Source organism: Sphingosinicella soli (genome assembly GCF_014199685.1).
Taxonomy (GTDB): Bacteria; Pseudomonadota; Alphaproteobacteria; order Sphingomonadales; family Sphingomonadaceae; genus Sphingosinicella; species Sphingosinicella soli.
The window spans coordinates 1-25573 of the sequence record NZ_JACHNZ010000015.1 but is presented as its reverse complement, the minus strand read 5'-3'; the positions used below and the strand labels follow the sequence as shown (position 1 = coordinate 25573).

Genomic DNA, 25573 nt, shown 5'->3' with positions numbered 1-25573 from the left:
TCGCCGCGCGCGGGGCGCTCAGCTGGCCGGCTCGATCCGGTAGAAGCGCTCCGCGGTGCGACGAAACAGCCAGCTCTTCTCGTCGGCGGAGGCGCCCCCGGCTATGCGCTTGAGGGCGTTCCAGAGCATCGGGTAGCTGCAGGTGAAGCTATCGACCGGATAATTGCTCTCGAACATGCTGCGCTCGACGCCGAACGCCTCGATCGCGGTTTCGATATAGGGCCGCCAGGCGTCGGCCAGGATTTCGGACGACAGTGGCGCATCGCCATATTCGAAGCCGAAGATGCTCATGCCGAGCCCGCCCAGCTTGATCGAGACATTGGGGCAGGTCGCGAGCTCGCGGATCGACTGCCGCCATATCTCGAACACCTCGGCGCGCTTGCCAGCATAGGTACCGAGGCCGATCGGCGTGCCAACATGGTCGAGGACGATCGGCTGGTCCGGGAAGTTGCGGGCGAGCGCGATCAGGTCGGGTATCTGCGGATGATAGAGCCAAGCGTCGAACGACAGGTCGAACTCGCGCAGGCGGGCGAAACCCCGCTGGAAGGCCGGCAAGGTGTAAAGATGCTCGGGCGGCTCGACCGCCAGCCTGGGCACGGAACCGGTCGGATCGAGCGAAGCGCTCAGGCGGATACCCCGGAAGCGACCGCCGCCGGCCGCGACATGCGCGGCCAGCGTTTCCGTCACGGCGTCGCCATCGGCGAGATAGGCGCGCCCGACGATGCCGGCGCAGATTCGCCGGTCGCCATAGCGACCGCTGGCAGCCATGGCCGCCACGCCGTTGACGACCTCGGTTTCGCCAACCGGCGCCAGCGCCGCCGTGCCCGAGGCCCGATAGAAAGCGCGGGCGTCCAGGAAGACCGTGCTGACGATATTGTGGCCGGCCTCCAGATCTTCGAGCAGTTCGGGCAACAGATAGCGGCGCACCTTGATCGACCGCAGCAGCTCCGAACTGCCATGCTCGTCGAGATGCCAGAGATGATGGTGGGGGTCGCAGATTTCGAGAGCGGGGTCGAGAATCTCTTCCTGATGCTCGGAAACCTGTTCCACCGTCACTTCTCGATCATCTCGCCGAACATGCGCGGTAGGGTGCCGCCGATCGGGACGGGAACCCAGCTATCGCCATAAGGCCAGTTGTTGAAGCCCATCGACGCGTGACAACCGCCGTCGACGTGCAGGGTCGTGCCTGTCACGAAGGCCGCGAGATCGCCGGCAAGAAAGAGTACCGCATTGCCGAGCTCCTCGGGGGGCGGCGGTGCGCCCATTGGTATATACATTTTTCACGCTGCCTCGAAATAGCCCGGTGGAAGCGACTCGATCGCATCCAGCCCCATTTCGCGCATGGCGTTCCAATTGCCCATGCTGGGGGTCTGGTCTGGCGCGATGGTGTTGACCCGGATCCTTTCGGGGCCGAGCTCGACCGCCAGGGCGCGGGAGAAATTCTCGAGCCCGGCCTTGGCGCCGGCATAGACCGCGAAGGTGCCGGCGCCGCGATGCGCCTCGATCGTCGTGAAGTTAATGATGCTGCCGCCGCGCCCACTCTTGCGGATCAGCGGCACGGCGCGCTGGCACGATTGCAGCACATAGCGATAATTGCGCTGGATATCATGCTCCCAATGGTCGGGGCGCGTATCCATGAAGGGGCGGCGCGTCGTCCCCCCGGCGAGATTGACGAGGATATCGACATGGTCGAACGCAGCTTCGACCTCGACGTAGAAGGCCTCGATCGACGCCGGATCGAGTACGTCGGCGGTGGCATGATGGACGCGACCGCCTAGTGCCCGCGCCTTGACGGCGGTCGCGGCGACCGCCTCAGCGTCCCGGTCGCAGATCGCCAGCTCGACTCCCGCTGACGCCAGCGCGAGACTGACCGCCTCGCCGATGCCGGCCCCGCCGCCGATCACGACCGCGATCCTGCCGGCCAGCGCGCAGCGTTCGTCGAGAAAGCCCACGACGTTTGCTCCCCTTAGCTCAGCCCTCGGGCTACTCGCCATAAGCGAGATATTTGTCGAGGAAAGGCTCGAAATCGTCGGGCCCGCTGCAGAAGGCCGAGATGAACACCGACACGTCGGTGCAGCCGATCTTGGCCAGGTCCGGAATGCCGGCGAGGGTCGCGTCGACGTCGAGTCTGCCGTCGCGGATCACCGGATCGGGGTTGAGGCGCAGGCGGAATTTGGTCGGATCCCGACCGAGCTCCTCCATGCGGCGCTTGATGCGGTCGAGCGCCTGGCCGACGGCCGCCGGCGGCATGCCCAGCGGCGTCCAGCCATCGGCCCATTTCGCCATGCGCTCAATGTTGAGATCCGACGGGGCGAGGCCGAACATCAGCGGCGGCCCGCCGGGCTGGACCGGAAAGGGCATGCAATAGATGTCGTCGAAGGCGACATGCTTGCCCTGGAAACTCGCGGGCGCCTGGGTCCACAGCACGCGGCAGGCCTCAGCGGTTTCGAACAGGCGGCCGAAGCGGCCTTCCCAGGGTATGCCCTCGGCATCATATTCGATCTTCTGCCAGCCGGTGCCGATCGACATCTCGACACGACCGTTGGTGAGTACGTCGAGCGTCGCCAGTTGCTTGGCGAGGAGCGCCGCGGGCCGCAGCGCGGCGAGCAGCACGCCTGTCGACAGGCGCAGATTTTTCGTCATCGCGCCGATCACCGACAGCAGCACGATCGGTTCGGGAAAATCGGTGCGGGCGGTGAACATCGCATCGCGCGCCTTGGCGCTTGGCGCATAGGGATAATCGTCGAGGTCGCGGGTGCCCATCACAACATGCTCGGGCAGGTCCACGCCATAGATACCCTTGCGATCGGCGATCTGGATGAGGTCAAGGACCGGTAGCAGCTTTTCGCCATACCATGCCTCCGTCCGGAACGGATTGATCAGAAGCCGCAAATCTCTCTCCCCTCTTTCTGGTGCAGGATAGGGAAACACCGGCTGCGCAACCAATATAATAAAAGGTGGCGGCCGATAACCGATGTGAAGGGCTCAGCTGGCGTCGAGCGCTGGATAGTCGACATAGCCGCGTTCATCGCCGCCGAAGAGCGTGGCCATCTCATATTCGGCCAGCGGAGCGCCGATCGACAGCCGGTGCGGCAGATCGGGATTGGCGATGAATGGCCGTCCGAAAGCGACCAGATCGGCATGACCGTTGGCGACCACGGCCTCGGCGCTGTCGACGGTATAGCGGCCCGCGACGATCAGCCGGTTGCGGAAGCGCCGGCGATAGTCGATGCGCGCGGAGTCCGGGATCGTGGGCGCATCGTCCCAGTCGGCTTCGCCGAGATGGACATAAGCGATGCCGATCGCATCGAGGCGATCGAGCGCCAGCCCGATCGTGCCCAATATTTCGGGATCGTCCATGTCCTTGAAGGTGATAAACGGCGACAGTCGCACGCCAACCCGATCGGCGCCTATCTCGGACGCCACGGCCGAGGCTACCTCGTCGAGAAAGCGCACGCGCCGTTCGGGCGAGCCGCCATAGTCATCGTCGCGATGGTTGGAGTTGCTGCGTAGAAACTGCTCGATAAGATAGCCGTTCGCGGCGTGTATCTCGACGCCGTCGAAGCCAGCTTCGATCGCCAGCGCCGCGGCCCGGCGATAGTCGGCGACGACGCGCGCGATCTCAGCAAGGCCGAGCATGCGGGGCGCGCTGCACAGCACGAAGCCGGCGACGCCCTGCTCGTCGACGATATAAACACTGGTATCCTGCGCGGCGATGGCCGACGCCGATACCGGCGGCTGGCCGTCGGGCTGGAGCGAGACGTGCGAGACGCGCCCGACATGCCATATCTGCAGGAAGATGTGCCCTCCTGCGGCATGAACTGCGTCGGTCGTCAGTATCCAGCCTTCACGCTGGGCGGCGCTGTAGATTCCCGGCGTGCCAGTGTAGCCCTTGCCCTCGGGCGATATCTGGCTCGCCTCGGTGACGATGAGCCCCGCGCCGGCGCGCTGCGCATAATGCGTGGCCATCACCGACGTCGGCACGTCGCCGGGCTGAGAAGCGCGCGCCCGGGTCATCGGCGCCATAACGATCCGGTTGGGAAGGGTCAGCCGTCCCAGGCTGATCGGTGTGAAGAGATGCCGCTGGTCAGTGGCCATGGTCGTCCCTTTCTAATATGCCGCGATGCTCGGCGGGGACGAGATCCAGACCCGCCTTGCGTCCAGCGATTACCGCCGGTCGGTCGCCGACACTCGCGTACCAGCGGGCGACGTTCGGATGAGCCGAGAGGTCCTGCGCATGCATGTCGTAGAACCAGACCCATCCCCAGCAGGCGATGTCGGCGATGCTGTATGTGTCCGCCAGATAGTCACGGCCATCGAGACGGCTGTCCATCACGCGGTAAAGGCGGGTCGTTTCGCTAGTGAAACGCTCTACGGCCTGTATATTCTCGGGCGCGTTTCTGCGAAAATAATGGGTCTGTCCCGCCATCGGTCCAAGCCCGCCGATCTGCCAGAAAAGCCATTCGAGCGCGCGAGCGCGTGCAGATCCCGCGGGGGGAAGCAGCTTGCCGGTCTTTTCGGCGAGATAGAGCAGGATCGCCCCGGATTCGAACAGACTCACCTCGCCGCTGTCGCCGTCATGATCGATGATGGCGGGCACCTTGTTGTTCGGACTTATCCTGAGGAATTCGGCTTTGAACTGGTCGCCGGCCAGCGTGTCGATCGGGACGATGCGATAGGGTAGCCCGCATTCCTCGAGCATGATCGACACCTTCCAGGTGTTCGGACTGGGAAAGTAGTAGAGGTCGATCACGCGCGTCTCCAATCGACGTCAGAAATCCAACGGCAGTCGCACATATGTTTCGAAAACATGGTCGCGATGCTCGATCAGCAGGTCGTCGAGGGCGTCGTCGACCTCGGGCGGCAGTTGGGCGTAAAGATCGTGGACGAAATCGGGAATTGCGGCCCAGTCGCGGCGCACCGGCCGCACCATCAGCGAAAAGCAAGCCCAGTAGAGATCACAGGCGGTAATGCCGTCGCCGACGAACGCTCGTCGTCCCGCCGCATATTGGCGGTGCAGCGTTTCAGCCAGTAGGCGCAATATCGTTGCCGTGCGGGCCGGAGCCTGCGCGGCGGTCTCGGGTTCCAGTCCGTATGAGCGCTGGAGATCATTGGCGCCGCCGCCGCTTGCCACGAACAACGTCAACCGGCGGTTCCAACCGAAGCCGTCGTGGCCGCAGATCGCTTCGGACAGCGCGAGCACGTCGGCGCACGCCTTGGCATCGGCCGGCAAAAGCGCGGGCTCTGGAGCCAGCTGCTCGGCGAGCGCCAGTATCTCGCGCCAACCTGTCTTCGGAACCTCGCCGGGATAGATCGCGACCGGCGCATTGCGGGCGCCTACCCAGTCCAGCAGCTCGGCATTCTCGCCGAACAGCTGCTGCGCGACCGGCAGAAAGGCAATGCGCTTATAAGCGAATATCTGCTTTGCGGATTCGCTCCACGGCCCCGGCACGCCCGCTGTCAGAACAAGCCGCAGGCCATCGGCCTCGCGCGCCTGATCAACGGTCAGATAGTCCATCTAGATGCCATTGGTGGAGATCGTCAGGCCACCGTCGATGACAATGGTTTCGCCGTTCACATAACGTCCCGCAGCCGATGCCAGGAACACCGCCGCGCCCGCGATATCGTCCGCCTCGCCGAGCCGTTTCATCGGCATGGCTTGCATGGCCCGCGCGTGATTGTCGGGATCTTCCCACAGCGCCTTCGAGAAATCGGTACGGATAAGGCCCGGAGCGATGCAATTGGTACGGATGTTGTGGCGGCCATGTTCGACCGCCAGGTTTCGCGCCAGCTGCATGTCCGCCGCCTTGGTGACGTTGTACGCGCCTAGCACCTCCGAACCGCGAAGGCCGCCGATCGACGAGACCAGGATGATGGCACCGTCCCTGCGTTCGATCATTTCGGGCAACACCATCTGTGCGAGCCAGTGATTGGCCATCACGTTGTTCTCGAAAATCTTGCGGATCATCTCGTCGCTGATGTCCGACATCGAACCGAAATGGATATTGCTGGCGGCGTTGCAGACCAAGATGCTGATCGGGCCAAAGGCCGCGCGCGTCTCGCTGACCAGCCGTTCGAGATCCGGCTTGGAGGAGATACTGGCTGGAATGGCGACGGCATGACCAGGGTGCGCAGCATTAATCTTCTCGACCACCGCGTCACACGCGGCCGCCTTGCGCGAGGAGACGGCAACCCGCGCGCCTTGTTCGGCAAGGCGGATCGCGATGGCGCGACCGATGCCGCGCGAAGAGCCAGTGACGATCGCCACTTGGCCCGAAAGATCGAATAGTCCAGCCATGTCAATTCCCAATTATCAGAGCGCGCGCGCGGGTTGCAGCTCGATCAATCGCCGTAATCTGGTCAGTTTGAGTGTGGCGATCAGCCATTGTTCGCCGTGCCGTTCATAGGTTTCATGATAATGGCCCCACCCCTGCATTTGATACAAGCCGTAGGGATTGCGCGAACCCTCCGGCCAAAAGACACGGTCCTCCATCGCCCAAATGGCTCTGGCGGTGTCCGAAGTGAGTATCTCGATCTCGGGCATGTGGCCATGATGGATCGTGGCCGCATCGGCCAGAGTCTCGCCGATGAATACCATGGCCTGATCGACGGGCTGGGGACCCGTGTCGGGATTGGAATCGGTATAATGGAGCGTCGCATGGTCGCAAAACAAGCCGCGCAATCCGGCCCAATCTTTTGTGTCGACGAACCGGAAATAGCGAGCCTTCAGTTCTTTGATATGCTCCGCTGCGACCAGCCGGGCCATGTCGTCCATGTCGTGGTCCCTTTCCGCCCGGCCCGCCTAGCTGCCTCTCAGCGCGTGGTCGGCCGCGATATAGGAAAACACCATCGACGCCCCGATGCTCGCGCCGGCACCAGGATAGGATGGGCCCATCACCGACGCGGTGATGTTACCGGCGGCGTAAAGCCCGGGGATCGGCTGGCCAGCCTTGTCGAGAACGCGGGCATATTCATCTGCGACCAGGCCGCCGCAGGTTCCGACATCGGCAGGGAAGACCTTCACCGCGTAAAACGGGCCGATCTCGATCTTGCCGAGGCTGGGGTTCGGCTTATTGGTTGGATCTCCCCAGACGCGGTTATAGGCGCTCTCTCCCTTCCCGAAATCGGCATCGTGCCCGGCCTCGGCAAAGCCGTTGAAGCGGTCGACGGTCTTGCGCAGTTGCTCGGGCGGAATATCGCACTGCCGGGCCAGATCGTCGATCGTGTCGGCGCGCTTCATATAGCCGCTGGTAATCCAGTCTTCGGGGGTCTTGCCCGCCGGCGCGATCCCCATCCGGTAACGATCGCGATGCCGGCTCTCGACGATGAACCAGCTCGGCACGGCAGGGACGGTCTTGTCGCGCTCGAACATCGCAAGCCCGACCGTCACATAGGAGGTGGATTCGTTGACATAGCGTGAGCCGCCCTGATCGACGACAATTGCATGGGGTTTGCCCATATCGATAGGATTATGCCACGAAATCGATCCATCGGGCAGGAAAGACGCGGGAATCCACCAGGCTTCCTGCGTCATAGCGGTATCGGCGCCGAGACCGGTCGCCATCTGCATGACTTCGCCGGTGTCGCCTTCGTTCGCCACGGTCCATCGGCTGTGCGGGACACGAGACATATTCGCGCGCATGTCGGGATTGCGGGCGAATCCTCCGGCGTCGAGCAGCACGCCGTAGCGGGCTCGCACACGGACGTCGCGGCCATTCTGCCGCACGACCACGCCGACGACCCTGCCATCCTCGCGGATCAAGTCGGTCAACGGCGAACCAAGCCAGATTTCCTGGCCAGCATTTTTGGCGAGCAGGAAAAGCCGACCCTGCAACGACGCGCCGGCTGCCACCAACAGCCGTCCGAGCTTGCGCTGGATCATGCGCCAGCCGACCTTGACGAAGGTGATGCGGCTTTTCCAGGTCCGTCCGCTCAGCACGAGCTGGCCGATTTCGGGAACCGTGGCCGGGATTTCCTGTATGCCCGAGGCGCGGCGCATCTTGGGAAGCCAGTCCCCGAGCCGGTTCAACGCGAACAGCTTGCCGCCCAGAGATCGTCCGCGTGCCAGACCACCGGGATATTCACCTTCATGATAGTCCGAAAAGCCGTCGAGATAGGCGAATTCCATTCCCTCGGATTCGAGGAAGCTGATCATTTCGGGGCCTTTGCTCAGATAGGCTTCACGGCGCTCACGCGTGGTGCCAGCAGCGTAGGGGCCCGCGCAGGCGTCCAGATAGGCACGGCCCTTTTCGATGCTGTCATCCGCACCAGCTCGCAATAGAGGGGCTGCATTGGGGATCCATGTCACGCCGCCCGATAGTGCGGTCGATCCTCCAAAGAACTCGGCCTTTTCGACGATCAGCGCCGTCTTGCCCCATTTTCTCGCGCGCAACGCCGCGGTCACGGCGCCCGCGCCGCTGCCGACGATCACCAGATCGACCTCGTGATCCCAAGGCAGGCTTGCTTTCGTCACTCACTTCCTCCCGTCAGACCGAATCCGAGGTCCAGAACATCCTCCGTCGGGACGGACAAGACCGGCGGCGCTCTCGCGCCGCCCGCCCCTATTAAAACTCGTAGCCGACGCTGAGACCGATTTCGAGCGGGGCCTGATAGACCACATTGAAACCGGTCGCGTTGACAAGATAATTGTTGATCGTGGTCTTGTTCGTCAGGTTCTTGCCCCAGACACTGACCTTCAGGCCGCTATTCTCGGGCGACCAGTAGACTTGGCCGTTGACGAGAGCATAGCGGTCCTGATGCACGAAGCGCGAGAGCTCGTAGAAGAAGTAGGACGAATAGCTGACGTTTGCCGAGGCGCCAATCGTGCCGAAGGAGACGCTGGTCTCATAGGCGGCCAACGCGTTGAGCTGCCATTTCGGCGTTTTGGCGATGCGGGTTCCTGCAAGGTTGGGAACGATCGTGTCGACACCCCCGCCGCCGGCGACCGGTGCCACGAACGCAGCATTCTCATAGTCGAGATATTTGGCCGTAGGGATATAGGAACCGCTGCCGCTGACCCGGAATTCGGGGGTGATGCGGTAGTTGATCTCGAGTTCGCCGCCCTCGATCCGCGCCTTGCCGGCGTTGGCCAGAACGGCTAGACCCTGTTCGTTGTTCGTCTGGGTCTGCAGATCACTGACGGTATAGCGGAAGAGCGCACCGTTGATCTGGAGACCAGCGAATGGCGACGTCTTGAAGCCCGCCTCCCAGGCATTGAGCGTTTCGGGCTCAACGGGCACACCTGGCAGGCCCGAAGTGTCGAACAGGCCGCTCTTGAAGCCTTCGCCATAGCTTACATAGAAGTTGTAATCGCGATCGGGCGAGTAGCGGATCGAGACACGCGGGGTCCAGTCGCGGAACGTTGCCGAAGCGCGCTGTTCCGGCACGACCGGTACGACCAAGCGGCCCCGAGCTTCACGGTTTTCGTAGCTATAGCGAACGCCGCCGGTCACGGTGATCGTCGGCGTCACCTTGGCGGTGGTCTCGACGAAGCCCGCGAAGGCATCGGTCCGCGAGGACGAAACGATCTCGTAAAACGTGGGACCGGGGAGCGCGGCACGCACGGCGAGGGGGGTGAACTCTTCCTTGCCATGATAGGCGGTGGCACCGACCAGGAAGCTGAAGATGCCGAAGTCTCGGGACGCGAAGCTCAGATCCTGGGAAATCGTCTCGGCCGGCTGATTGAGATCGTAGATGTTACCGGCCGTGGGAGAACCATCGGCATCCGCAACCGCCTGCGGCTTCACGCGGCCATAGCCGGTGATGCTGGTGAAGGTACCGGCATCGGTCTCGATGCTGGCCCTGAGATTGACGCCGTACTGTTCCGTCTTGAGGAAACCTTCGGTGTCGTTCGCGATGTCATATTTCTTGGTCGGCGTGTTCGGGAACGGCGAGTTACGGTTCTGGGTCGCGAACACGCTGTAATCGTTCTTTTTGCTGTAAAAACCGTTCAGCAGGAAGCTCACGCCGTCACTGGGTTCGAAAAGCATCTTGGCGCGAAAATTCTTGGACGTGATTTTGCCGGCGCGCTTGTTGCGCAGCACATCGCGGAAATAACCGTCATTATGGGCGTATTGGCCTGAAACACTAAGAGCCAGTTGCTCCGAGAGCGGCGTGGTAAAGAAACCCTTCACGCGGAAATCATTTCCCCCACCATCGAATCGGCCGTTTGAGATCTCGACATTCCCGGTCGTTGTGAACTCGGGATTGCGCGTGTACACCAGAATAGCGCCGCCGGTGGCGTTGCGGCCGTACAGAGTTCCCTGAGGACCCTTCAGCACTTCAACGCGATCGACGTCCGGAAGATCGAACGAGTTGCCGTAGATGTTCGACTGATAGAGGCCGTCGACATAGATCGCGACGTTGTTCTCGGCGCCAGCAGCGGTGCTCTGGCTGGAAATGCCCCGCATCGTGGGCTGCGCCGCGCCGCCGATGAAAGTGAAATTGAGGCCGGGAGTAACCTGACCCAGTTCCTTGAACGAGACGACGCCCGACGAGGCGAGCCGCTCACGCGACTGCACGTTGACCGTCAGCGGCACCTCGCTCAGTCGTTCGGAGCGCCGCTGCGCGGTAACGACGATTTCCTCGACCGAGTTGGAGGTTTCGGCGTCCATGTCGGCAGCCGTCGTCTGGCCTAGTGCGACCGCCGGCACCAGCGCGAGTGCGCTGGCGCCAGTCAGCACCGAAAGTCGCAGCAAAGAAATAGAGTTCATGTTCCTCTCCCCGATGTATTTTCTATTTGCCAGCGTTGTAGCGCGGGTTGGTTTTCTGTCTGCTATCCGGCACAGCAACCGTCAAATATAATTGATATGCCTTTTTGATGCCGAATTGATATCAGTTGGTGATGAACGTGACTGGCTAGAGCATTTAGCCATTAATCTGCAAAAGTATCCGGCGTGTTTGAGGTAATTCCAGCATTCGTCTGGCGAGTAGAGTTCGCAGATCGATCCGATGACCTGCCACAGGGCATTGGCCTTTCGCAGGTGCGCTTTGAGCTTGGCGAAGGCCATTTTGATGGGATTGAGATCTGGGCTGTAGGGCGGCAGGAATAGGAACCATGCGCCGCGCTCTTTGAGGTTGGCGGCCGCTTTTTCGCTTCTGTGGCTGGAGAGGTTGTCGAGGATGACGATGTCGCCGGGCTTCAGCGTCGGAGCGAGCTGGGTCTCGACATAGGTTTCGAATATCTGGCGGTTCATCGGGCGGTCGATCACCCAGGGTGCGGTCAAGGCGTCATGACGCAGGGCGGCAATAAAGGTCTGGGGGCCGCAGTGGCCGAAGGGCACCTTCATCTTGAGCCGCTGCCCCCGGCGTGCCCGCCCCCCGGCAGCCGGGTCATCTTGGTGGTTGTGCCGGTCTCGTCGATGAACACCGGCCGCTGCGGGCGTTTCTTCATCCACGGCTGGCGGTGAACTGTCCATATCCGACGCCTCCGGACGATGTCACCGCGATCGGTTTCGCTCGCCAGCAGTGTTCATTTTTTTTGACTGTAAGCCGTGCCGGATCAGCAACCGTGACAGCGAGGCTGGGTGCGCCTTCACCCGCGCTCCGCCAGCAGCCGCGCTGCCAGTTCCGGCATAGTGATGTCGCCATCGGCTTCCACCCAGCCCACAAGCGCATCAACATGGGCCGCAAGCAGACCGCTCTCCGCAGGGCGGCCCTGCCGCGCAGGAGCCAGCGACCACGTCTGCGCCTTGCGCTGCGCAATCCGGATCGCCGTGCTCGGCGCACCCCAAAACCGCAGCGCCGCCGCACGGCACGATTGGCCGCTCAATCTCGCCGATAATCCGAACCCGAAGATCAACCGAACTGCTCTTGCCCATAATCCACCTCCAATAAAGCTGAATCATAAATCTTAGCTCACGGGAATCCCCACGATTCAGATTTCAGGCCCGACGCTCTAGATCTGGCCGGATGCTGCGCGGAAGCATCGCTTGACGGGAAGCCGATTCATCGAGACAATCCTGTGGCATCCCGCGTATGCGTGTCGAAGTCATGCTCATTTACCGTCGGAACTATAAAAATGAATTTGCGACGCTTGCGATACTTCGTGGCTGTAGCGGAGGAGGAAAATATCCACCGCGCATCGGCACGCCTTCACATCGCGCAGCCCGCCCTGTCCCGCCAGATAAGGCTGCTCGAGGAGGAGCTCGGCACAACGTTGTTCGTGCGTCTGCCGCGCGGCATCGCGCTTTCTCCGGCGGGCATATCCTATCTGGAGGACGCGCGCCAGATATTGCGGCTGTCCGATCAAGCGCGCAGCCGGGCGATCGCGGTCGAAAGCGGCCAGATGGGGACGCTGCGGGTCGGCTTCCACGATGCTGCGCACCATTATCCGGTGGTCAAGTCCGCCTTCAGGAGCTTTCGTACCGAATTTCCCAATGTCCATTTCCGGTTCATTTCATCATCCTCACAAAATCAGTTCGAGGCGCTGATCATCAACGATCTCGATCTCGGCTTCGCCTATGGCTGGGAGCAGCCGATGGCCGGCCTGCAGCATATCAAGCTGGCCGACGACGATTTGGGGGTTGCGCTAAGTCCGGACCACCCGTTGGCGAACAAGCCGAAAATCTATGTCGACGACATACGGAACGAGCCGTTTCTGTGGGCCGACACCATTGCCTTCCGGTCGCACAGCGACGCGATCATGAGCGCATGTGCGGCCATCGGTTTCATCCCAAAAATCTGGCATCAGGGGCTGACCAGTCTTGAAGCGATGATCAGCCTGGTTGCGGCAGGCATGGGCCTCGCGATCATCCCAAAGGCGGCCGGTTCCGGAGATGTCGTCGTTCGCACGATCGAAGGCATGTCCCACCCGGTCGAACTGATGTTGGTCTGGCAGGGTGAACGCAGTTCGTCGGCGGTGTCCAATTTCATCGGCCATACCCGTCGGGAAGTAGAGAAACGACAGGCGTGACGCGGCTTGGCGGCGGGCGGCGAGGGGTCGGTCGGGAAAGAGCACACGGCGGCCTGGACGCCGGCAGCCGGCGGTCGAAACCGCCTGTTATCGGATCGTCAGCCCGCCATCGACCACCATGGCATGTCCGACCATGAAGGCGGAATCCTCCGACGCCAGGAACAGCGCCGCGCCGGCCATCTCCTCGGGCGATGCCAGCCGGCCGATTGGCTGCGCCGACATCACCTTTGCGGCGATCTCGGGATTCTGCATCCATTCGGCGAGCATCTCGGTATTAGTCCCGCCCGGACAGAGGACGTTGATGCGGATACCCTGCCCGATATAATCGAGCGCCGCCGACTTACTCATGCCGATGACGCCGTGTTTGCTGGCGGAATAGGACGCGGCGCCGGGCTCACCGAACAGGCCGGCGACCGACGAGGTGTTGACGATTACGCCGCCGCCGTTGTTCAGCATCGCCGCGATCTCATATTTCATGGAGAGATAGACGCTCTTCATGTTGATGCCGACGATTCGGTCCCAGGTCTCCTCCGGTTCGTCAGCAGCGAGCATGCCAGCGCCAGCGATCGCGCCGTTGTTGAACGCGATATCAAGCCCGCCGAAGCTGTCGATCGCGCGACGCACCATCGTCTCGCAGTCGGCGGCGCTCGCCAGATCGACCGGCTGGAACACCGCCACGCCGCCTGCGGCGCAGATTTTGTGCGCAACATCCTCGCCTTTATATTGGCGATCGGCGATGACGACCTTCGCACCTTCGGATGCGAACCGGCGCGCGGCTGCGGCGCCTATGCCGGAAGCGCCTCCGGTTACGATTACGCGTTTGCCGGCGAAGCGTTCGGTCATCCTGTTTGCCTTCTAGCTATGTTGTTGTCGACGTGGCTGTCGCAATGGCCACCGGCGGGCGGTGGCGATGCGCAGCTCAGCCCTTCTGCAGGTCCGGTTGCGGCCCGGCCGGGCCGAGCACCAGTTGCAGTCTGCTGATCTGCCAGCGGCCATCAACTCTCATCAACTCGTCGACATAGCGGCCGTACATCGTATCTGGACGGGTCGCGCCCCGGGCGATGGTCATGCCCTGCAGGGTCCAGCGTCCCAACGCCCTATCACCGTCGATATCCACGATCGGGCTGTGGAAGCTGTGCCACAACCAGGACAAGCTCTCCTGCATCTGGCCGCCATAAAGATCCACTATGCCCTGACGGCCCGACAATTGCATCGAGGCGAAGTCGATCTCGGCATCGACGGTGAACAGCGCGCACAGTGCGTCAAGATCGTTCTGGTCTATCCGGTCGGCAAGCCGGTCGACCAGCTCGCCATAACGATGCTTCACCTTGAGGATCGCCTCGACCGCTTCGAGACGGTCAAGGCGCGCGGCCAGCTGTTCGGTACCGCCGATGCCTGCATCTCCTGTCATTGCGGCGGCCGTCATTCGGCCGCGTGCGCGGTCGGCACTTGCGAACGCGCACCATCCGGATCGGGCGAGACGAACTCGTAAAGAGCCCGGTGGAAGTTGGACACTGCCTGTTCCTGAACTGGATTGGTGCGCAATCCCTTAAAGCCCATGGACTTCATCCCGCGCTGCATCTTCTCAAGATTGATGAAATCCTGCCTCAGGATCTGCCCCCAGCTGCAGTCGTGCCAATCCTTGTAGAACTCGCGCTTGAGCTGCGGCTCGGCACCCGGCGCATAGCGTACGAGGGACCAGATATCGAAGATGCAGCTTTCCGGATTGTCACCATTGGGACGCGCGCGGTACCAGAGCACGCCATCGACGCTCGAGTGCAAAAAAACGGTGTTGGGAAACACGTGCCAGTCGACATGCGACCGTTCGATGTCTTCCATCGTGATTGGCGGCCATCCAGCACCGTCCGCGATCGCTGCTTCCTGTTGGAACTGAATCCACTTCGCGACCACCTCGTCGGGCGATGCGTCCGCGGACACCTCGGTCCTTAGCCGCTGGGTTGCCTCGTAAGCACGCGGCGTGATCATAGCCGCAAGCTCCTTATGGAAATGCTCGACGAAACCCAGGATATATTGGCGAGCGTCAGGCTGGGGCTCGCGCCCGAGCCGGGACGATCCGGTCATCTGATGCGGGCCATTTTCCACCATTGGATACCAAAAGGCGGAATGTCGGCCATAGCCCCCGCTATTGGAATAATCCTCCAGCCAGTTCAGCACCTGCCGGTGGGTGGTCTGGACATGGTAGGACTCATTGAAGGCTTCGACCGCCAGCTTCCAGTTGCAAGGCAGGACGACGGTCCGGTACCAGCGGAAGCGCAACTTATCGAATTCGTAATTCTTGCAGCGCTCGTTGACCGGATCGAGGAATCGCTCGAGCGGTTCGGCATTCCGGTCCATGTTGATGAACACGAACCCGCCCCAGATGCTGACCAGCGCTTCGCTGAGCCTGACATCTTCGTCGGTCAGGTGATCGCCCCAGTCCTTGCGATCGACGACGAGCGTGTTATCGCCCTGCAGGTTCCAGCTCCAGCCGTGGAAGCCGCACACGATCTTGGTACACCGGCCTTCGCCGTCGATCAGTCGCCGTCCGCGATGCGGGCAGCTGTTGTGATAGGCCTTGATCGTGTCGGGCGCAGTGCGGATGACGATCAGCGACTCATCGGCGACATCGTAGGTGATATAATCGCCGACCTTAGGAATCTCCTCCTCGCGGCAGGCAACCTGCCAGACCTTCGGCCATAATTCTCGCGCCTCGATCTTCACGAACTCGGGGTGGAGATAACTGTCCTTCGGAACGAAATCGGGCCGTACCTTCATGTCAAAAAAAAACGAGTCCTGATGGTATGCCGGCATGCCCTGCTCCTTGGTGATGAAATCTCGCCGTCCCCCTTTGTCGAGGCTATCGGCATGGCTGAAGTCGTTTCAGTCGATATACCCCAAGACGGTGCCAACCGGATAGGGGCCGCCGGGTACGACCGCGATACGCAACTTTCCGCTCGCGGGCGCCTCGACCTCCTGGGTCGACTTGTCCGATTCCAGCGCATAGAGCGGCATGCCCTCCGTTACATCGCCGCCATCGGCGACCAGCCATTCGGCGAGCATGCCTTCGCCCATTGAGAAGCCGAGTTTCGGCAGTAATATTTCGGTGCTCATACTTGTAACTACTTTCCAGTCAATGTTGATCGAACCGCGGACTCCAAGTTCGCCTCGCTCCACATGAACGCCTTTTCCAGCGTAGAAGAATAAGGCACCGGGGTATTCTTGGAAGCGACACGTCTAACCGGCGCGGCAAGTTGGCCGAACAAATCCTCATTGATATGAGCGGCGATTTCCGCCCCCACCCCGAAACTGCGAACCGCCTCATGGACGATTACGGCGCGCTTTGTCTTCGCGACCGATGCGAGGACGGTCTTCATGTCGAGCGGCGCGATCGTGCGCAGATCAATGACCTCGACGCTGATGCCTTCCCTGCCCAGCCGTTCGGCGAGCGAATGCACATCGGCGATGGGGCGGCCATAGCCGATTACGCTGACATCGGTGCCCACGCGGGCGACATTCGCCTTGCCCAGAGGGATGCTGTAGCCCGGCTCCGGCGCCGGTGTCTTCATGCCGGACATCACCATCATCGTGCTCTCGATGAACACGCAGGGGTTGTCGTCGAAGATGCAGGCCGTGAGCAGGCCCTTCCATTCGGTCGGGTCCGACGGTACCACGACCTTCAGGCCAGGGACATGCGCGAGCCAGGCTTCGAGCATGTCCGAATGCTGGCCGCCAAAGCCGCCGCCCGCACCGCTCATTGTACGGATGGTGAGCGGCACGCCGGTTTGGCCGCCTGACATGAAGCGGATCTTCGCCGCGTGGTTGACCAGCTGGTCCATCCCCACCGTAAGGAAATTCATCAGCATGATCTCGGCCACCGGGCGCATACCCGCAACCGCCGCGCCAACCGCCGCGCCGAGGATCGCCTGTTCGGAGATTGGGGTCGACCGCACACGCAGATCGCCATATTTGGCCGACAGGCCCTTTGTGCCATGAACGATGCCGCCACCCTGACCATCGGCGACATCCTCGCCGAAGACAAGGACGTGGGGATCGGCGGCCAGAGCCTCGTCCAGCGCCATGTTCGTCGCTTCGGGCCCGGTGATCATGCGAACGTTGGTGTCGGTAGCGGCATTCATGGTTCGACCTCTTCGAGCAGGACATCGAGTCGCAATTCACTGTCCTCGGGATAAGGGGAGGCAAGCGCGAATTCGACGGCGTCGGTGATCCGCGCTTCGATATCAGCTTCGATGGCAGCCAATTCCTCCTCGGCGGCCAAGCCGCCTTCTAGCAGCGATTTGCGAAAGGCCGGGACCGGATCATTGGCCAGTGCCTCGGCATATTCCTCCTTGGGTATATAATCGCCTGAGTCACCGAAGACATGGCCGTCGAAGCGGAAGGTCATCGCCTCGATCAGGGTCGGCCCTTCCCCTGCGCGAGCGCGGTCAATCGCGACACGGCAGGCCTTCCACATCTCTACCGGATCGTTGCCGTTCACGCGCACACCAGGCATGCTATAGGACGTGGAGCGGCCAGCGATTGTCGGGCTCGCCGTGCCCAACTCGTAGCTGGTATGTTCGGCATAGCGATTGTTCTGGCAGAGAAATATCACCGGAAGTTTCCAGAGCGAAGCAAGGTTGAGCCCTTCATGGAAGGCGCCGATGTTCGACGCGCCGTCGCCAAAGGATGTCACGGTGACCTTGCCGTCTTCCCTAACCAGCGAGGCCCAGCCGAGGCCGTTGGCGATCGGGATCCCGGAACCGACGATGCCCGTCGTGACCACAACACCGCTGGCAGGATGGGTTATGTGCATCGGGCCGCCCTTGCCCTTGCACGAACCCGTCGCCCGGCCGGCATATTCCGCCCACAACTCGCGAAGCGGCACGCCCTTGGCTAGGTGGTCATGCAGACCACGATAGATGGTGATCATATAATCGTCGGAATTCAGCGCGACACCCATAGCTGCAGACACGATTTCCTGTCCGCGTGGCGAATAATAAGGCGCCGCGATACGACCGGACCGGATCACCGAAGCGAAGCGGTTGCCGCAGAGCCGAATCAAAGTAGCACGCGTGAATATATCGACCAGCGTTGCGCGATCGGGCTCGCCGACGGCAGTTGTATAATGGGATACGCCAGACGAGGTCGGGCCTTCAGCTATAGATTGACCAGTCTGCATCACCTCTCCTTAATTGCGACTTTTGCCGTCCAATAGCGCGCAGAGATCCAATACGCGACCGGCGCGCGCCGGCCCCATTACCAACCACGAATTTCGCACTGCCTAGCGTCACGGTCCAATATAATTCTAACGGCTGCGCGATGCCGTTATCATATCAATCTCCCGAAATTCGCTAAAATCGGTAGGGCATTCATCGGGTACCGTACATATGTAGTGGAGTATACGTATATTAGTCCACTCGCCGGCCGGCCATCCCTTCGGCCTTGGCCTAGTGCCATTGCTGTAGGCTAAGCAGGTAATTGATACCAAAGGAGCATCATCGGGCCGTCCAAATTGTATTGGAGGACGAGGTCTTCGACCGATAATTTGGATTCGCCTGCTGCTCAGCAGGGATTTGGGATGAACAATTATGAGCAGCGCAATGGCTTCATCGGTCAAAACGCCTCCCCACACACCGGTTTCACCGCAGACGACGAACATTTCGCACGAGGGGTGGATAGCACGTGCGCGACAGATCGCGCCCCTGATAAGGGCCGAGGCGCTCAACACCGAGCAGGGCAATACATTATCGCCGGCGTCCATCGCGGCGATGCGTGACACCGAATTGTTTTGGGCTGTCGTACCGGTCGAGGTGGGCGGCCATGGCTGCCGTCTCATCACTGCTATCGAGATCATGGAAGAGGTCGCCTTCGCCGACGGATCAAGCGGCTGGTCGCTGATGGCCAATAAGTTGGCCACGGCGGTGGCCGGCGCCTTTGTCGGCGATGATGCCGCGCATGAGATATTCGGCGGGAGCGAACGCCCGATCTTGGCAGGCATGTTCGGCCCCGGCGGAAAGGCCGAGGCGGTCAACGGCGGTTATCGTGGTTCAGGGAAATACAGCTTCGGCAGCGGATGTGGCCATGCGAACTGGATGGGTGGCGGCATGTTCCTTATGGAGGATGGCGCGAACAAGCTCCTGCCGAACGGCGCCCCGCAAGTCCGGATCTGCTTCGTGCCGCGCGACAAGGTCGTCTTCACTGGCAACTGGAATGTGACGGGCCTATCGGGTACCGGCAGCTTCGATTACGAAATCTCCGACCAGTTCGTGCCCGAAGCCTTCACGATGGAACGCGCCGAGCTAACGCCGCAGCGCGGCGGTGCGATGTTCGATCTCGGCCTGCAAGCATTTGGATGTGCCGGACATTCTGCAATAGCGCTGGGTATCGCTCGTCGCGCGCTGCAGGAAATCGCGCTGATCTCGACGTCCAAGAAGCGCGTGGCATCGTCGTCCCTGATTTCGGAATCGCCAATCTTCCGGCATGGATTTTCGGTGCAGGAGGCCAATTATCAGGCCATGCGGGCCTATGTCCTCAAGGCGTTCGACGACGCCGAGCGCCTTGCGGAGAGCGGCCAGCCGGTGCCGGCTGAGGTGCGGCAGCGGCTTCGCCAGGCGACGGCCTGGTCGCATAACATGGCGGTCGGCATCGTCGACTTCTGCCATCTGTGGGGTGGCTCGGCGTCGATCCGCAAGCCAACTGCGTTGGGGCGGTGCATGCAGGACATGCATGTTGCCACCCAGCATATTTTCGTCGATCAGCATATTCTGGCCGATGTCGCGCCGACGCTGCTCGAACATTGGACGGGGCCCGACGTATAGCTGCCGGGCATATGTCGGCTTTCCACACGGGAAAGATTGCTCGATTTCGAAAATGAAGCGCTTCGGTACCGTGGATTTGACCGCAACGTGGAATGACTCTCGGCCGGAATAGAGAGTGGGGATGAGCGATGGATCACAAAGCGCTGCGGCTGCAGCCATTGTCTTATACATGCCTGGACGAGCCGTTTACCGGCCTGCTGGCGTTCGACGAGACGGTGGACGGGCCGCGACCGGGCATCCTCATCGTCCATGATGCCTGGGGCATCGCCGACAATGTGAAGATGCGCGCGCAAACGCTGGCCGGGCTCGGCTATGTCGCTCTGTGCGCGGATATCTATGGAGACGGCCAGCGGCCGGCCGACATTAGCCAGGCGCAGCAGCAGGTTGACAGATTCCGCGTCGATCCAGAATTGTTGCGCGATCGCGCGCGTGCCGCCCTGGACGCGCTGGCGGCCCTGCCGCAGGTCGACGCCTCAAAGCTTCTCGCGATCGGTTATTGCTTCGGAGGAATGACCGTTCTCGAGATGGCGCGTGCCGGCGCCCCTTGCCTCGGCATCGTCAGCTTCCATGGCTTGCTGAAGACCAGCCTTCCTGCCGCCGCCGGCGGCATCATGGCGAAGCTGCTCGTCTGCACGGGCAGCGAGGATCCGCTCGTGCCGATCGAGGACGTCGTCGCATTCCAGCAGGAAATGCGGGAGGCGGACGCCGACTGCCAGATCATCCTCTATAGCGGGGCAAAGCATTCCTTCGCCAATCCTTTCGCCAGCAACAATCCAGGCATCGGCTATCATCCGGACGCGGACCGTCGATCCTGGGCGGCGATGCTCGAACTGTTCGCCGAAGTGCTCGGCTCCTCCAAATGATTCCGCCCGTGGCCAGCGACCGCCCGGACACGATGCGCGATGCGGGACCCGTGGAGGCTATTCTCGACATCTATGACGCCGCGTTGGCGCGCGCCGGGGATGGGCCGGCAATCATCTACCTCGACACGGCCATCAGCTATGCCGAACTTGACCGGATGAGCGACGCGCTGGCGTCCTTGCTGATCGAACGCGGCTTTGCCCCCGGCGACAGGTTGGCGCTGTTCCTGCAGAATTCGCCGCACTTCGTGATCGGTATGATCGCCGCCTGGAAGGCAGGCGGTATCTGCGTGCCCATCAATCCAATGAACCTCTCGCGCGAGGTCAGCCTGATCTTCGCGGACTCGACGCCGGCGGCGTTGCTGGCGATGCAAGAGCTGTTCGACGATGTGATCGTCAATGTCGACGCCGCGCTCGTGCCGGCTATCCAGCTGAAGATATCGGCGCTCGAGTTCCAGACCGGCGACGATCCTCGGATCTTTGCCGGCATCGCCGCGCCCGCGTCCGATGTGACCCGCTTCGACGCCCTGCTCGAAGGCCGCGATGTCCCTCGGCCCGCCGTACCGCGTCCTCGTCCCGATGATCTGGCCATGATCGTCTATACGTCGGGTACCACCGGCCTGCCCAAGGGCGCGATGATTTCACACGGCGCGTTCGGTTTCAATGCCGGCGCATTTTGCACCACGGCCGCATTGCAGGATGGCGATGCGGTTCTGGGCATCGCGCCGCTCTTCCATATTACCGGAGCTGTCGCGTGCCTTGGCGCTGCCTTGAGGCTCGCCGCGCCGCTGATCCTGACGTTCCGCTTCGAACCGGGCGTCGTGCTCGATGTGATCGCACGCTGGCAGCCACGGTTTGTGGTCGCGGCGATCACTGCCTTCATCGCTCTCTACAATCACCCCGCCGCTACCCGCGAGGGACTGGCGAAGCTGGGCAAGCTATTTTCCGGGGGGGCTCCAGTGCCACCCGCCTTCGTAGAGCAGTTCGAGGCGAAGTTCGGTCATTATATTCACAATTGCTATGGTCTTACCGAAACCTCCTCAGCCACGCACATCACACCGTTCGGCGAACGTGCGCGGGTCAGCGACGATGGGATATTGTCGATTGGCAAGGTCGGGCCCGGCGTCTCGGCGCATGTCGTCGGCGAGGACGGCAGGCGCCTGCCACCGGGAGAGGTCGGCGAACTGATGATCGAAGGCCCGATGGTGGCGAAAGGTTATTGGCGCAATCCCGCCGAAACCAGCACCGCGATGGGCGAAGATGGTTTCATAACCGGCGACATGGCCTTTTACGATGGCGACGGCTGGTATTATCTCATTGATCGCAAGAAGGACGTGATCATCAGTTCGGGCTACAAAGTCTGGCCGCGTGAGGTGGAGGATGTCCTCTACGGGCATACTGCCGTTCGCGAAGCGGCGGTGGTGGGCATCGCCGACGCTTATCGCGGCGAGACGGTTAAAGCCTTCGTCAGCCTCAAACCTGGTAGCGATGTCGATGCTGAACAGATCATCAGCTACAGCAAGGCGCGCATGGCGGCCTATAAATATCCCAGGCAGGTCGAGATTCTTCCCGACCTGCCGAAAACGCCCACCGGCAAGATACTGCGCCGTGCGCTGCGCCGCTGATCGGCTCTGAAGCGCTGGGTATTGGTGGTGGATCCGGACGCCATGATGGTAGGCCCATAGATCGACGAGCCGGCCCGTAAATTCGCTGCCATAGCACATTGGGAAGCGGCCTATTGAAGGGCCACATTGCCTTGATGGAGACAAGGGTGCTTAGCCGCCCGCCGACTTCATCAAGGCAGTCATGATCGGCCAGCAGGTCTCTAAAGTGAAGTTGTCGATACAACCTTTGGAGGCTGACCGCTTATGACCAAGCGTAATTCTAGCCGATGATCTGCTCTTCCGAAAACTGCTTCCGCTTCGTCTGTCCGTCCCCTCTGCAGGGTCGCACTCTAGCTCCAACTGAAGGAAAAAAACGGGGGTCACGTCACTGCCCTCGCCTGATCCACGCAGCCAGTCAGAGCGTGCTTCCCTTGCGGTTCCGGGACCACGGGGCGCCAGCTTTGCGGAGGAAGCGTAGATCGGCAGGGCGATCCATGTCCGTCGCCAGCCCCTCTCGGCAGCAGGTAGTGAAGTGAAGTCCGCGCGCGAGAGCTGCGGACCGATGTTTCTCGAGACTAGCGCCGCCGAACACATAGGGCATCAGCCGTGGCTGGCGGAAGAGAAGAGCGTTCGTTCCTGTATGGGTACGATCCGGCGCCGCGACCACGTCGACGTCGTCCAGAAGGGCAAGCATCGCGCGCAAGTCGTCTGCCGCTAACAACGGAAGGTCGGCACTAATCGTCAGGATGGGCTTCTCTCTGTCCAGCTCCGCCGCGGCCTGCTCAAGAGCCGGGTTGAGGCCATACGCCGTCTCCGCGATCGTACGGGCGCTAAGCGCCAATATGGCGGGGCAGCGCGTCACCACGTAGGTGTCGCCTACGGCCTGCGCGCAGGCGAACACATGACGGAACATCGATTCCCCGAACTGTGCCCGTTGTTCGGGAGACATCGCGGGAGAGAGCCGTGTCTTGCCTTCCGCGAAAGGGCGCACCGGGATGACGATACTGACGGTCACGTGCGAGAACCGATGCTCAGGGCAAGGTTCAGAACGTCGTGTGCAAGGCGTTCCTGCTCAAGGAGGTCGCGCATCAGCGTATCGCTGGCTACAAACGATAAACCGTGCACACGCCGTCCGGCTGCGGGATCATCAAGGTCGCAGAGGATGATATCGACCAATCCGGCATAAGCCGACGCCAGACTCGCGGCCCCTGGGACAAGTCCCAACTCTCGCATGATCTTGGCCGCGGGCCCCTTTACCGTTTCGCCGGCAATGAACGGCGAAACCGCGATGCATGGCACCCGGCGGCTGATGAGAGCGCCATGAATCGCCTCTACCGCGAGAAACGGCCCGATGCTGAGGATAGGATTGGACGGGCAGATGACGATCGCTTCGAGGGAGGGATCGGCAAATGCCTCGGCCAGGCCCGGTGCCATCCGGGCGCTGTCGGCCCCGTCGAATCGTATTCCCCTATATCGCGGTTCGCAGCGTCGACGCACGAAATAGTCCTGGAAGGAAAGCTCGCCCTCATCGGTTTCCAGCACACTGCGCACGGGATCGTCGCTCATGGGTACGATATGCTGCCTAATGCCGTAGCATTCGGCAAAATCGGCCGTGACCTGCGAGAGGGTGGCACCTTGGCGGAGTCGTTCCGTGCGGAGGACATGCTTTGCCAGATCTCGGTCGCCGAGGTTGAACCATCCCGGACCGCCGAGCGCGTTTAGCGCGTCCATGAACGCCCATGTCTCACCATCCACGCCCCACCCGACGTCTCGGTTGTTGCAGCCGGCAAGGGTATAGATGACCGTGTCTATGTCCGGGCAGATTGCTAGCCCGAGATGGGTGAAATCGTCGCCGACGTTCACGGCCACCGTTAACCGACCGGGGGCAACCGCATGCGCGAGACCGTTGGCAAGCCGCGCGCCGCCGACGCCGCCCGCGAGGGCGAGAATCATTGGAACAAGTCCATTTGCAACGGCCGGATCAAGTCGGCCGCCGCTCCTTTCGCCAGCAGGATGGGGAGGCCCCGCACGAGGACGACGGGGTATCCCTCGTTGGCCTGGCCCATCGCGAGAGATGCCGCGGCAGCGATCTCGTCGGCCCAGGCCAGTTCACTGGACTGAAGCGCACGGCCATTCAGGTCTTTCCTGCCGCGCAGATCGACGAGGGCAGGCATTCCGGCAACGCCGATTGCAGTGCCGATCGTACCCATCCGCCACGCCCGGCCGATACTGTCGATGATAAGAACGGCCACCGACCTTCCAGTGGCGGCATATATACCCTCATGTAGAGTGGCTGCACTGGAGTCCGGGTCGACAGGCAGAAGGATAACTTGGTCTTCGCTGCCATATCCCTCACCAATGCCCACGTTCGACTGGTCTATACCTGCGTTGGCAAGCGTGAGCCCAAGCCTGTGACGCACGATGATTAGATCCTGGCGGACACGCACCACTTGCTGCGCCTCGGAAAGGATGAGTTCGACGATGCGGGGATCCTTGCCTGTTTCCCGCGCCAGCTCTTTGGCGCGGGCAGACGGGGAAATACTGGTCAAGGCAATTTGCCGCCCTTCGGACTTCGACACGATCTTCTGCGCAAGCACCAGAACGTCGCCGTCTTTGAAGCTGCCAATGGAACGGCTCATGGCGCCGATTATGATTCCGATCAGATCGTCGCCTGGACGAATAGCCGGCACGCCCGGCAAAGCGGTCACGCTAAACATATTGTCAGTCATAGGATTGCGCTAGCTCATTCGGGCAAAGGATGCCGCCACACCTCATCAAAGCGATTCTGTTCACTCTTCGGCATTTCTTTGTCACGAGCAACGTTGGCCGTGACAAGGATCATTAAAACGGCGTGACACCGAACCAACGTAGCTGACGCCTTGAGCATACCCTAACTGAATATGAACGCCACTAAGTTTCTTCTAGTTTCGATCCTGCGTAGATGCCGTAATCGGCCGGCGTCTCAAGAGTAGCCAGCTTGGGTGGCTGTCCCTTCAGAACCATGGTGTTGAAACGTGGTCCGAGCAATCGGCCTGAACCGCGCCGGGTCTACCGGAGGCGTTGGGTTGTGAGTCATGCTGCCATATCGATGTTGTCCGCGGCAGCATAATATTGATTTTCGGCTTCGGCAGGCGGGATGTTGCCGATGGGCTCCAGCAGCCGGCGATGGTTAAACCAGTCGACCCATTCGAGGGTCGCGTATTCCACCGCCTCGAAGGATCGCCAGGGTCCACGGCGATGGATGACCTCGGCCTTGTAGAGGCCGTTGATCGTCTCAGCTAAAGCGTTGAGGCTCCTATATTTGTCAAGCGATGGCCAGGGGTGTTTGTGAGCGACACAGGTGGGCGAAGATTTCGCGGACGATGTATCGCTTGAGGCAGC

General features: G+C 61.6%; 23 protein-coding genes and 2 pseudogenes. 4 read left to right on the top strand and 21 right to left on the bottom strand.

The genetic code is table 11. The annotated features are described in order from the left end of the window. Window positions 1-18: 18 nt before the first annotated feature. The 11 genes and pseudogenes from GGQ98_RS07870 to GGQ98_RS18925 all read right to left on the bottom strand — a co-directional run. On the bottom strand, window positions 19-1050 hold the full coding sequence (locus GGQ98_RS07870; protein WP_184067621.1) for an amidohydrolase family protein: 1032 nt from the start codon (window positions 1048-1050) through the stop codon (window positions 19-21). Window positions 1051-1052: 2 nt separating this feature from the next. After that, window positions 1053-1904: pseudogene (locus GGQ98_RS07865) on the bottom strand (SDR family NAD(P)-dependent oxidoreductase). Between the two features lie 79 nt (window positions 1905-1983). Continuing rightward, the gene (locus GGQ98_RS07860) at window positions 1984-2946 is read right to left on the bottom strand and encodes a TIGR03619 family F420-dependent LLM class oxidoreductase (protein ID WP_184067617.1); all 963 of its coding nucleotides are present in this window, start codon (window positions 2944-2946) and stop codon (window positions 1984-1986) included. Between the two features lie 39 nt (window positions 2947-2985). Next, the gene (locus GGQ98_RS07855) at window positions 2986-4098 is read right to left on the bottom strand and encodes an alkene reductase (protein WP_184067614.1); all 1113 of its coding nucleotides are present in this window, start codon (window positions 4096-4098) and stop codon (window positions 2986-2988) included. Further along, the gene (locus tag GGQ98_RS07850) at window positions 4088-4753 is read right to left on the bottom strand and encodes a glutathione S-transferase N-terminal domain-containing protein (protein WP_184067609.1); all 666 of its coding nucleotides are present in this window, start codon (window positions 4751-4753) and stop codon (window positions 4088-4090) included. The genes GGQ98_RS07855 and GGQ98_RS07850 overlap by 11 nt, the downstream gene beginning before the upstream one ends. Before the next feature lie 18 nt (window positions 4754-4771). Further along, on the bottom strand, window positions 4772-5518 hold the full coding sequence (locus GGQ98_RS07845) for a glutathione S-transferase family protein (RefSeq protein WP_184067606.1): 747 nt from the start codon (window positions 5516-5518) through the stop codon (window positions 4772-4774). Beyond that, the gene (locus GGQ98_RS07840) at window positions 5519-6298 is read right to left on the bottom strand and encodes an SDR family NAD(P)-dependent oxidoreductase (RefSeq protein ID WP_184067603.1); all 780 of its coding nucleotides are present in this window, start codon (window positions 6296-6298) and stop codon (window positions 5519-5521) included. A gap of 15 nt (window positions 6299-6313) precedes the next feature. Next, on the bottom strand, window positions 6314-6775 hold the full coding sequence (locus GGQ98_RS07835) for a nuclear transport factor 2 family protein (RefSeq protein WP_184067601.1): 462 nt from the start codon (window positions 6773-6775) through the stop codon (window positions 6314-6316). A 27-nt stretch (window positions 6776-6802) separates the two neighbouring features. Then, the gene (locus GGQ98_RS07830) at window positions 6803-8473 is read right to left on the bottom strand and encodes an FAD-binding protein (protein WP_207791311.1); all 1671 of its coding nucleotides are present in this window, start codon (window positions 8471-8473) and stop codon (window positions 6803-6805) included. A gap of 91 nt (window positions 8474-8564) precedes the next feature. After that, on the bottom strand, window positions 8565-10712 hold the full coding sequence (locus GGQ98_RS07825) for a TonB-dependent receptor (RefSeq protein ID WP_184067598.1): 2148 nt from the start codon (window positions 10710-10712) through the stop codon (window positions 8565-8567). 174 nt (window positions 10713-10886) lie between these two features. Next, a pseudogene (locus GGQ98_RS18925) lies at window positions 10887-11819 on the bottom strand (IS630 family transposase); the annotation flags it as partial. Between the two features lie 200 nt (window positions 11820-12019). Between GGQ98_RS18925 and GGQ98_RS07815 the strand changes: the two are divergent. Continuing rightward, window positions 12020-12913 carry a LysR family transcriptional regulator gene (locus GGQ98_RS07815; protein ID WP_184067595.1) on the top strand — a complete coding sequence of 298 codons (894 nt, stop codon included), beginning with the start codon at window positions 12020-12022 and terminating at the stop codon, window positions 12911-12913. Window positions 12914-13000: 87 nt separating this feature from the next. Here the strand turns inward: GGQ98_RS07815 and GGQ98_RS07810 are convergent, their stop codons facing one another. The 6 genes from GGQ98_RS07810 to GGQ98_RS07785 form a co-directional block, all read right to left on the bottom strand. Next, a complete protein-coding gene (locus GGQ98_RS07810) occupies window positions 13001-13756 on the bottom strand; it encodes an SDR family NAD(P)-dependent oxidoreductase (RefSeq protein WP_184067592.1) in 756 nt (251 codons plus the stop codon). Between the two features lie 76 nt (window positions 13757-13832). Further along, window positions 13833-14339, bottom strand: a complete 507-nt coding sequence (locus GGQ98_RS07805) for a nuclear transport factor 2 family protein (RefSeq protein ID WP_184067589.1) — start codon at window positions 14337-14339, stop codon at window positions 13833-13835. Then, window positions 14336-15724, bottom strand: coding sequence for an aromatic ring-hydroxylating oxygenase subunit alpha (locus GGQ98_RS07800; RefSeq protein ID WP_184067586.1), 1389 nt, complete (start codon window positions 15722-15724; stop codon window positions 14336-14338). Before GGQ98_RS07800 ends, GGQ98_RS07805 begins: the two co-directional genes overlap by 4 nt. A 69-nt stretch (window positions 15725-15793) precedes the next feature. After that, the gene (locus GGQ98_RS07795) at window positions 15794-16024 is read right to left on the bottom strand and encodes a biotin/lipoyl-containing protein (protein ID WP_184067583.1); all 231 of its coding nucleotides are present in this window, start codon (window positions 16022-16024) and stop codon (window positions 15794-15796) included. An 8-nt stretch (window positions 16025-16032) separates the two neighbouring features. Next, the gene (locus tag GGQ98_RS07790; RefSeq protein WP_207791310.1) at window positions 16033-17049 is read right to left on the bottom strand and encodes an alpha-ketoacid dehydrogenase subunit beta; all 1017 of its coding nucleotides are present in this window, start codon (window positions 17047-17049) and stop codon (window positions 16033-16035) included. Then, window positions 17046-18089, bottom strand: a complete 1044-nt coding sequence (locus tag GGQ98_RS07785) for a thiamine pyrophosphate-dependent dehydrogenase E1 component subunit alpha (RefSeq protein WP_184067579.1) — start codon at window positions 18087-18089, stop codon at window positions 17046-17048. The genes GGQ98_RS07790 and GGQ98_RS07785 overlap by 4 nt, the downstream gene beginning before the upstream one ends. 409 nt (window positions 18090-18498) lie before the next feature. On the opposite strand from GGQ98_RS07785, the gene GGQ98_RS07780 reads away from it, so the two are divergent. The 3 genes from GGQ98_RS07780 to GGQ98_RS07770 all read left to right on the top strand — a co-directional run bounded on the left by GGQ98_RS07780 (window position 18499) and on the right by GGQ98_RS07770 (window position 22213). Further along, a complete protein-coding gene (locus tag GGQ98_RS07780) occupies window positions 18499-19728 on the top strand; it encodes an acyl-CoA dehydrogenase family protein (protein WP_184067576.1) in 1230 nt (409 codons plus the stop codon). Window positions 19729-19856: 128 nt separating this feature from the next. Then, a complete protein-coding gene (locus GGQ98_RS07775) occupies window positions 19857-20591 on the top strand; it encodes a dienelactone hydrolase family protein (RefSeq protein WP_184067574.1) in 735 nt (244 codons plus the stop codon). 8 nt (window positions 20592-20599) lie between these two features. Further along, the gene (locus tag GGQ98_RS07770) at window positions 20600-22213 is read left to right on the top strand and encodes an AMP-binding protein (protein WP_207791309.1); all 1614 of its coding nucleotides are present in this window, start codon (window positions 20600-20602) and stop codon (window positions 22211-22213) included. 394 nt (window positions 22214-22607) lie between these two features. Here the strand turns inward: GGQ98_RS07770 and cofC are convergent, their stop codons facing one another. The 4 genes from cofC to GGQ98_RS07750 all read right to left on the bottom strand — a co-directional run. Continuing rightward, window positions 22608-23207 carry a 2-phospho-L-lactate guanylyltransferase gene (cofC, locus tag GGQ98_RS07765; RefSeq protein WP_184067568.1) on the bottom strand — a complete coding sequence of 200 codons (600 nt, stop codon included), beginning with the start codon at window positions 23205-23207 and terminating at the stop codon, window positions 22608-22610. Continuing rightward, entirely contained in the window at window positions 23204-24145 is a 942-nt protein-coding gene (gene cofD, locus GGQ98_RS07760; RefSeq protein WP_184067565.1) for a 2-phospho-L-lactate transferase, read from the bottom strand. Before cofD ends, cofC begins: the two co-directional genes overlap by 4 nt. Then, window positions 24142-24921, bottom strand: a complete 780-nt coding sequence (gene cofE, locus GGQ98_RS07755) for a coenzyme F420-0:L-glutamate ligase (protein ID WP_184067562.1) — start codon at window positions 24919-24921, stop codon at window positions 24142-24144. The genes cofD and cofE overlap by 4 nt, the downstream gene beginning before the upstream one ends. Before the next feature lie 343 nt (window positions 24922-25264). Then, window positions 25265-25573 (bottom strand): integrase core domain-containing protein (locus GGQ98_RS07750; RefSeq protein ID WP_243451764.1); only part of this gene is annotated, 309 nt, incomplete at its 5' end.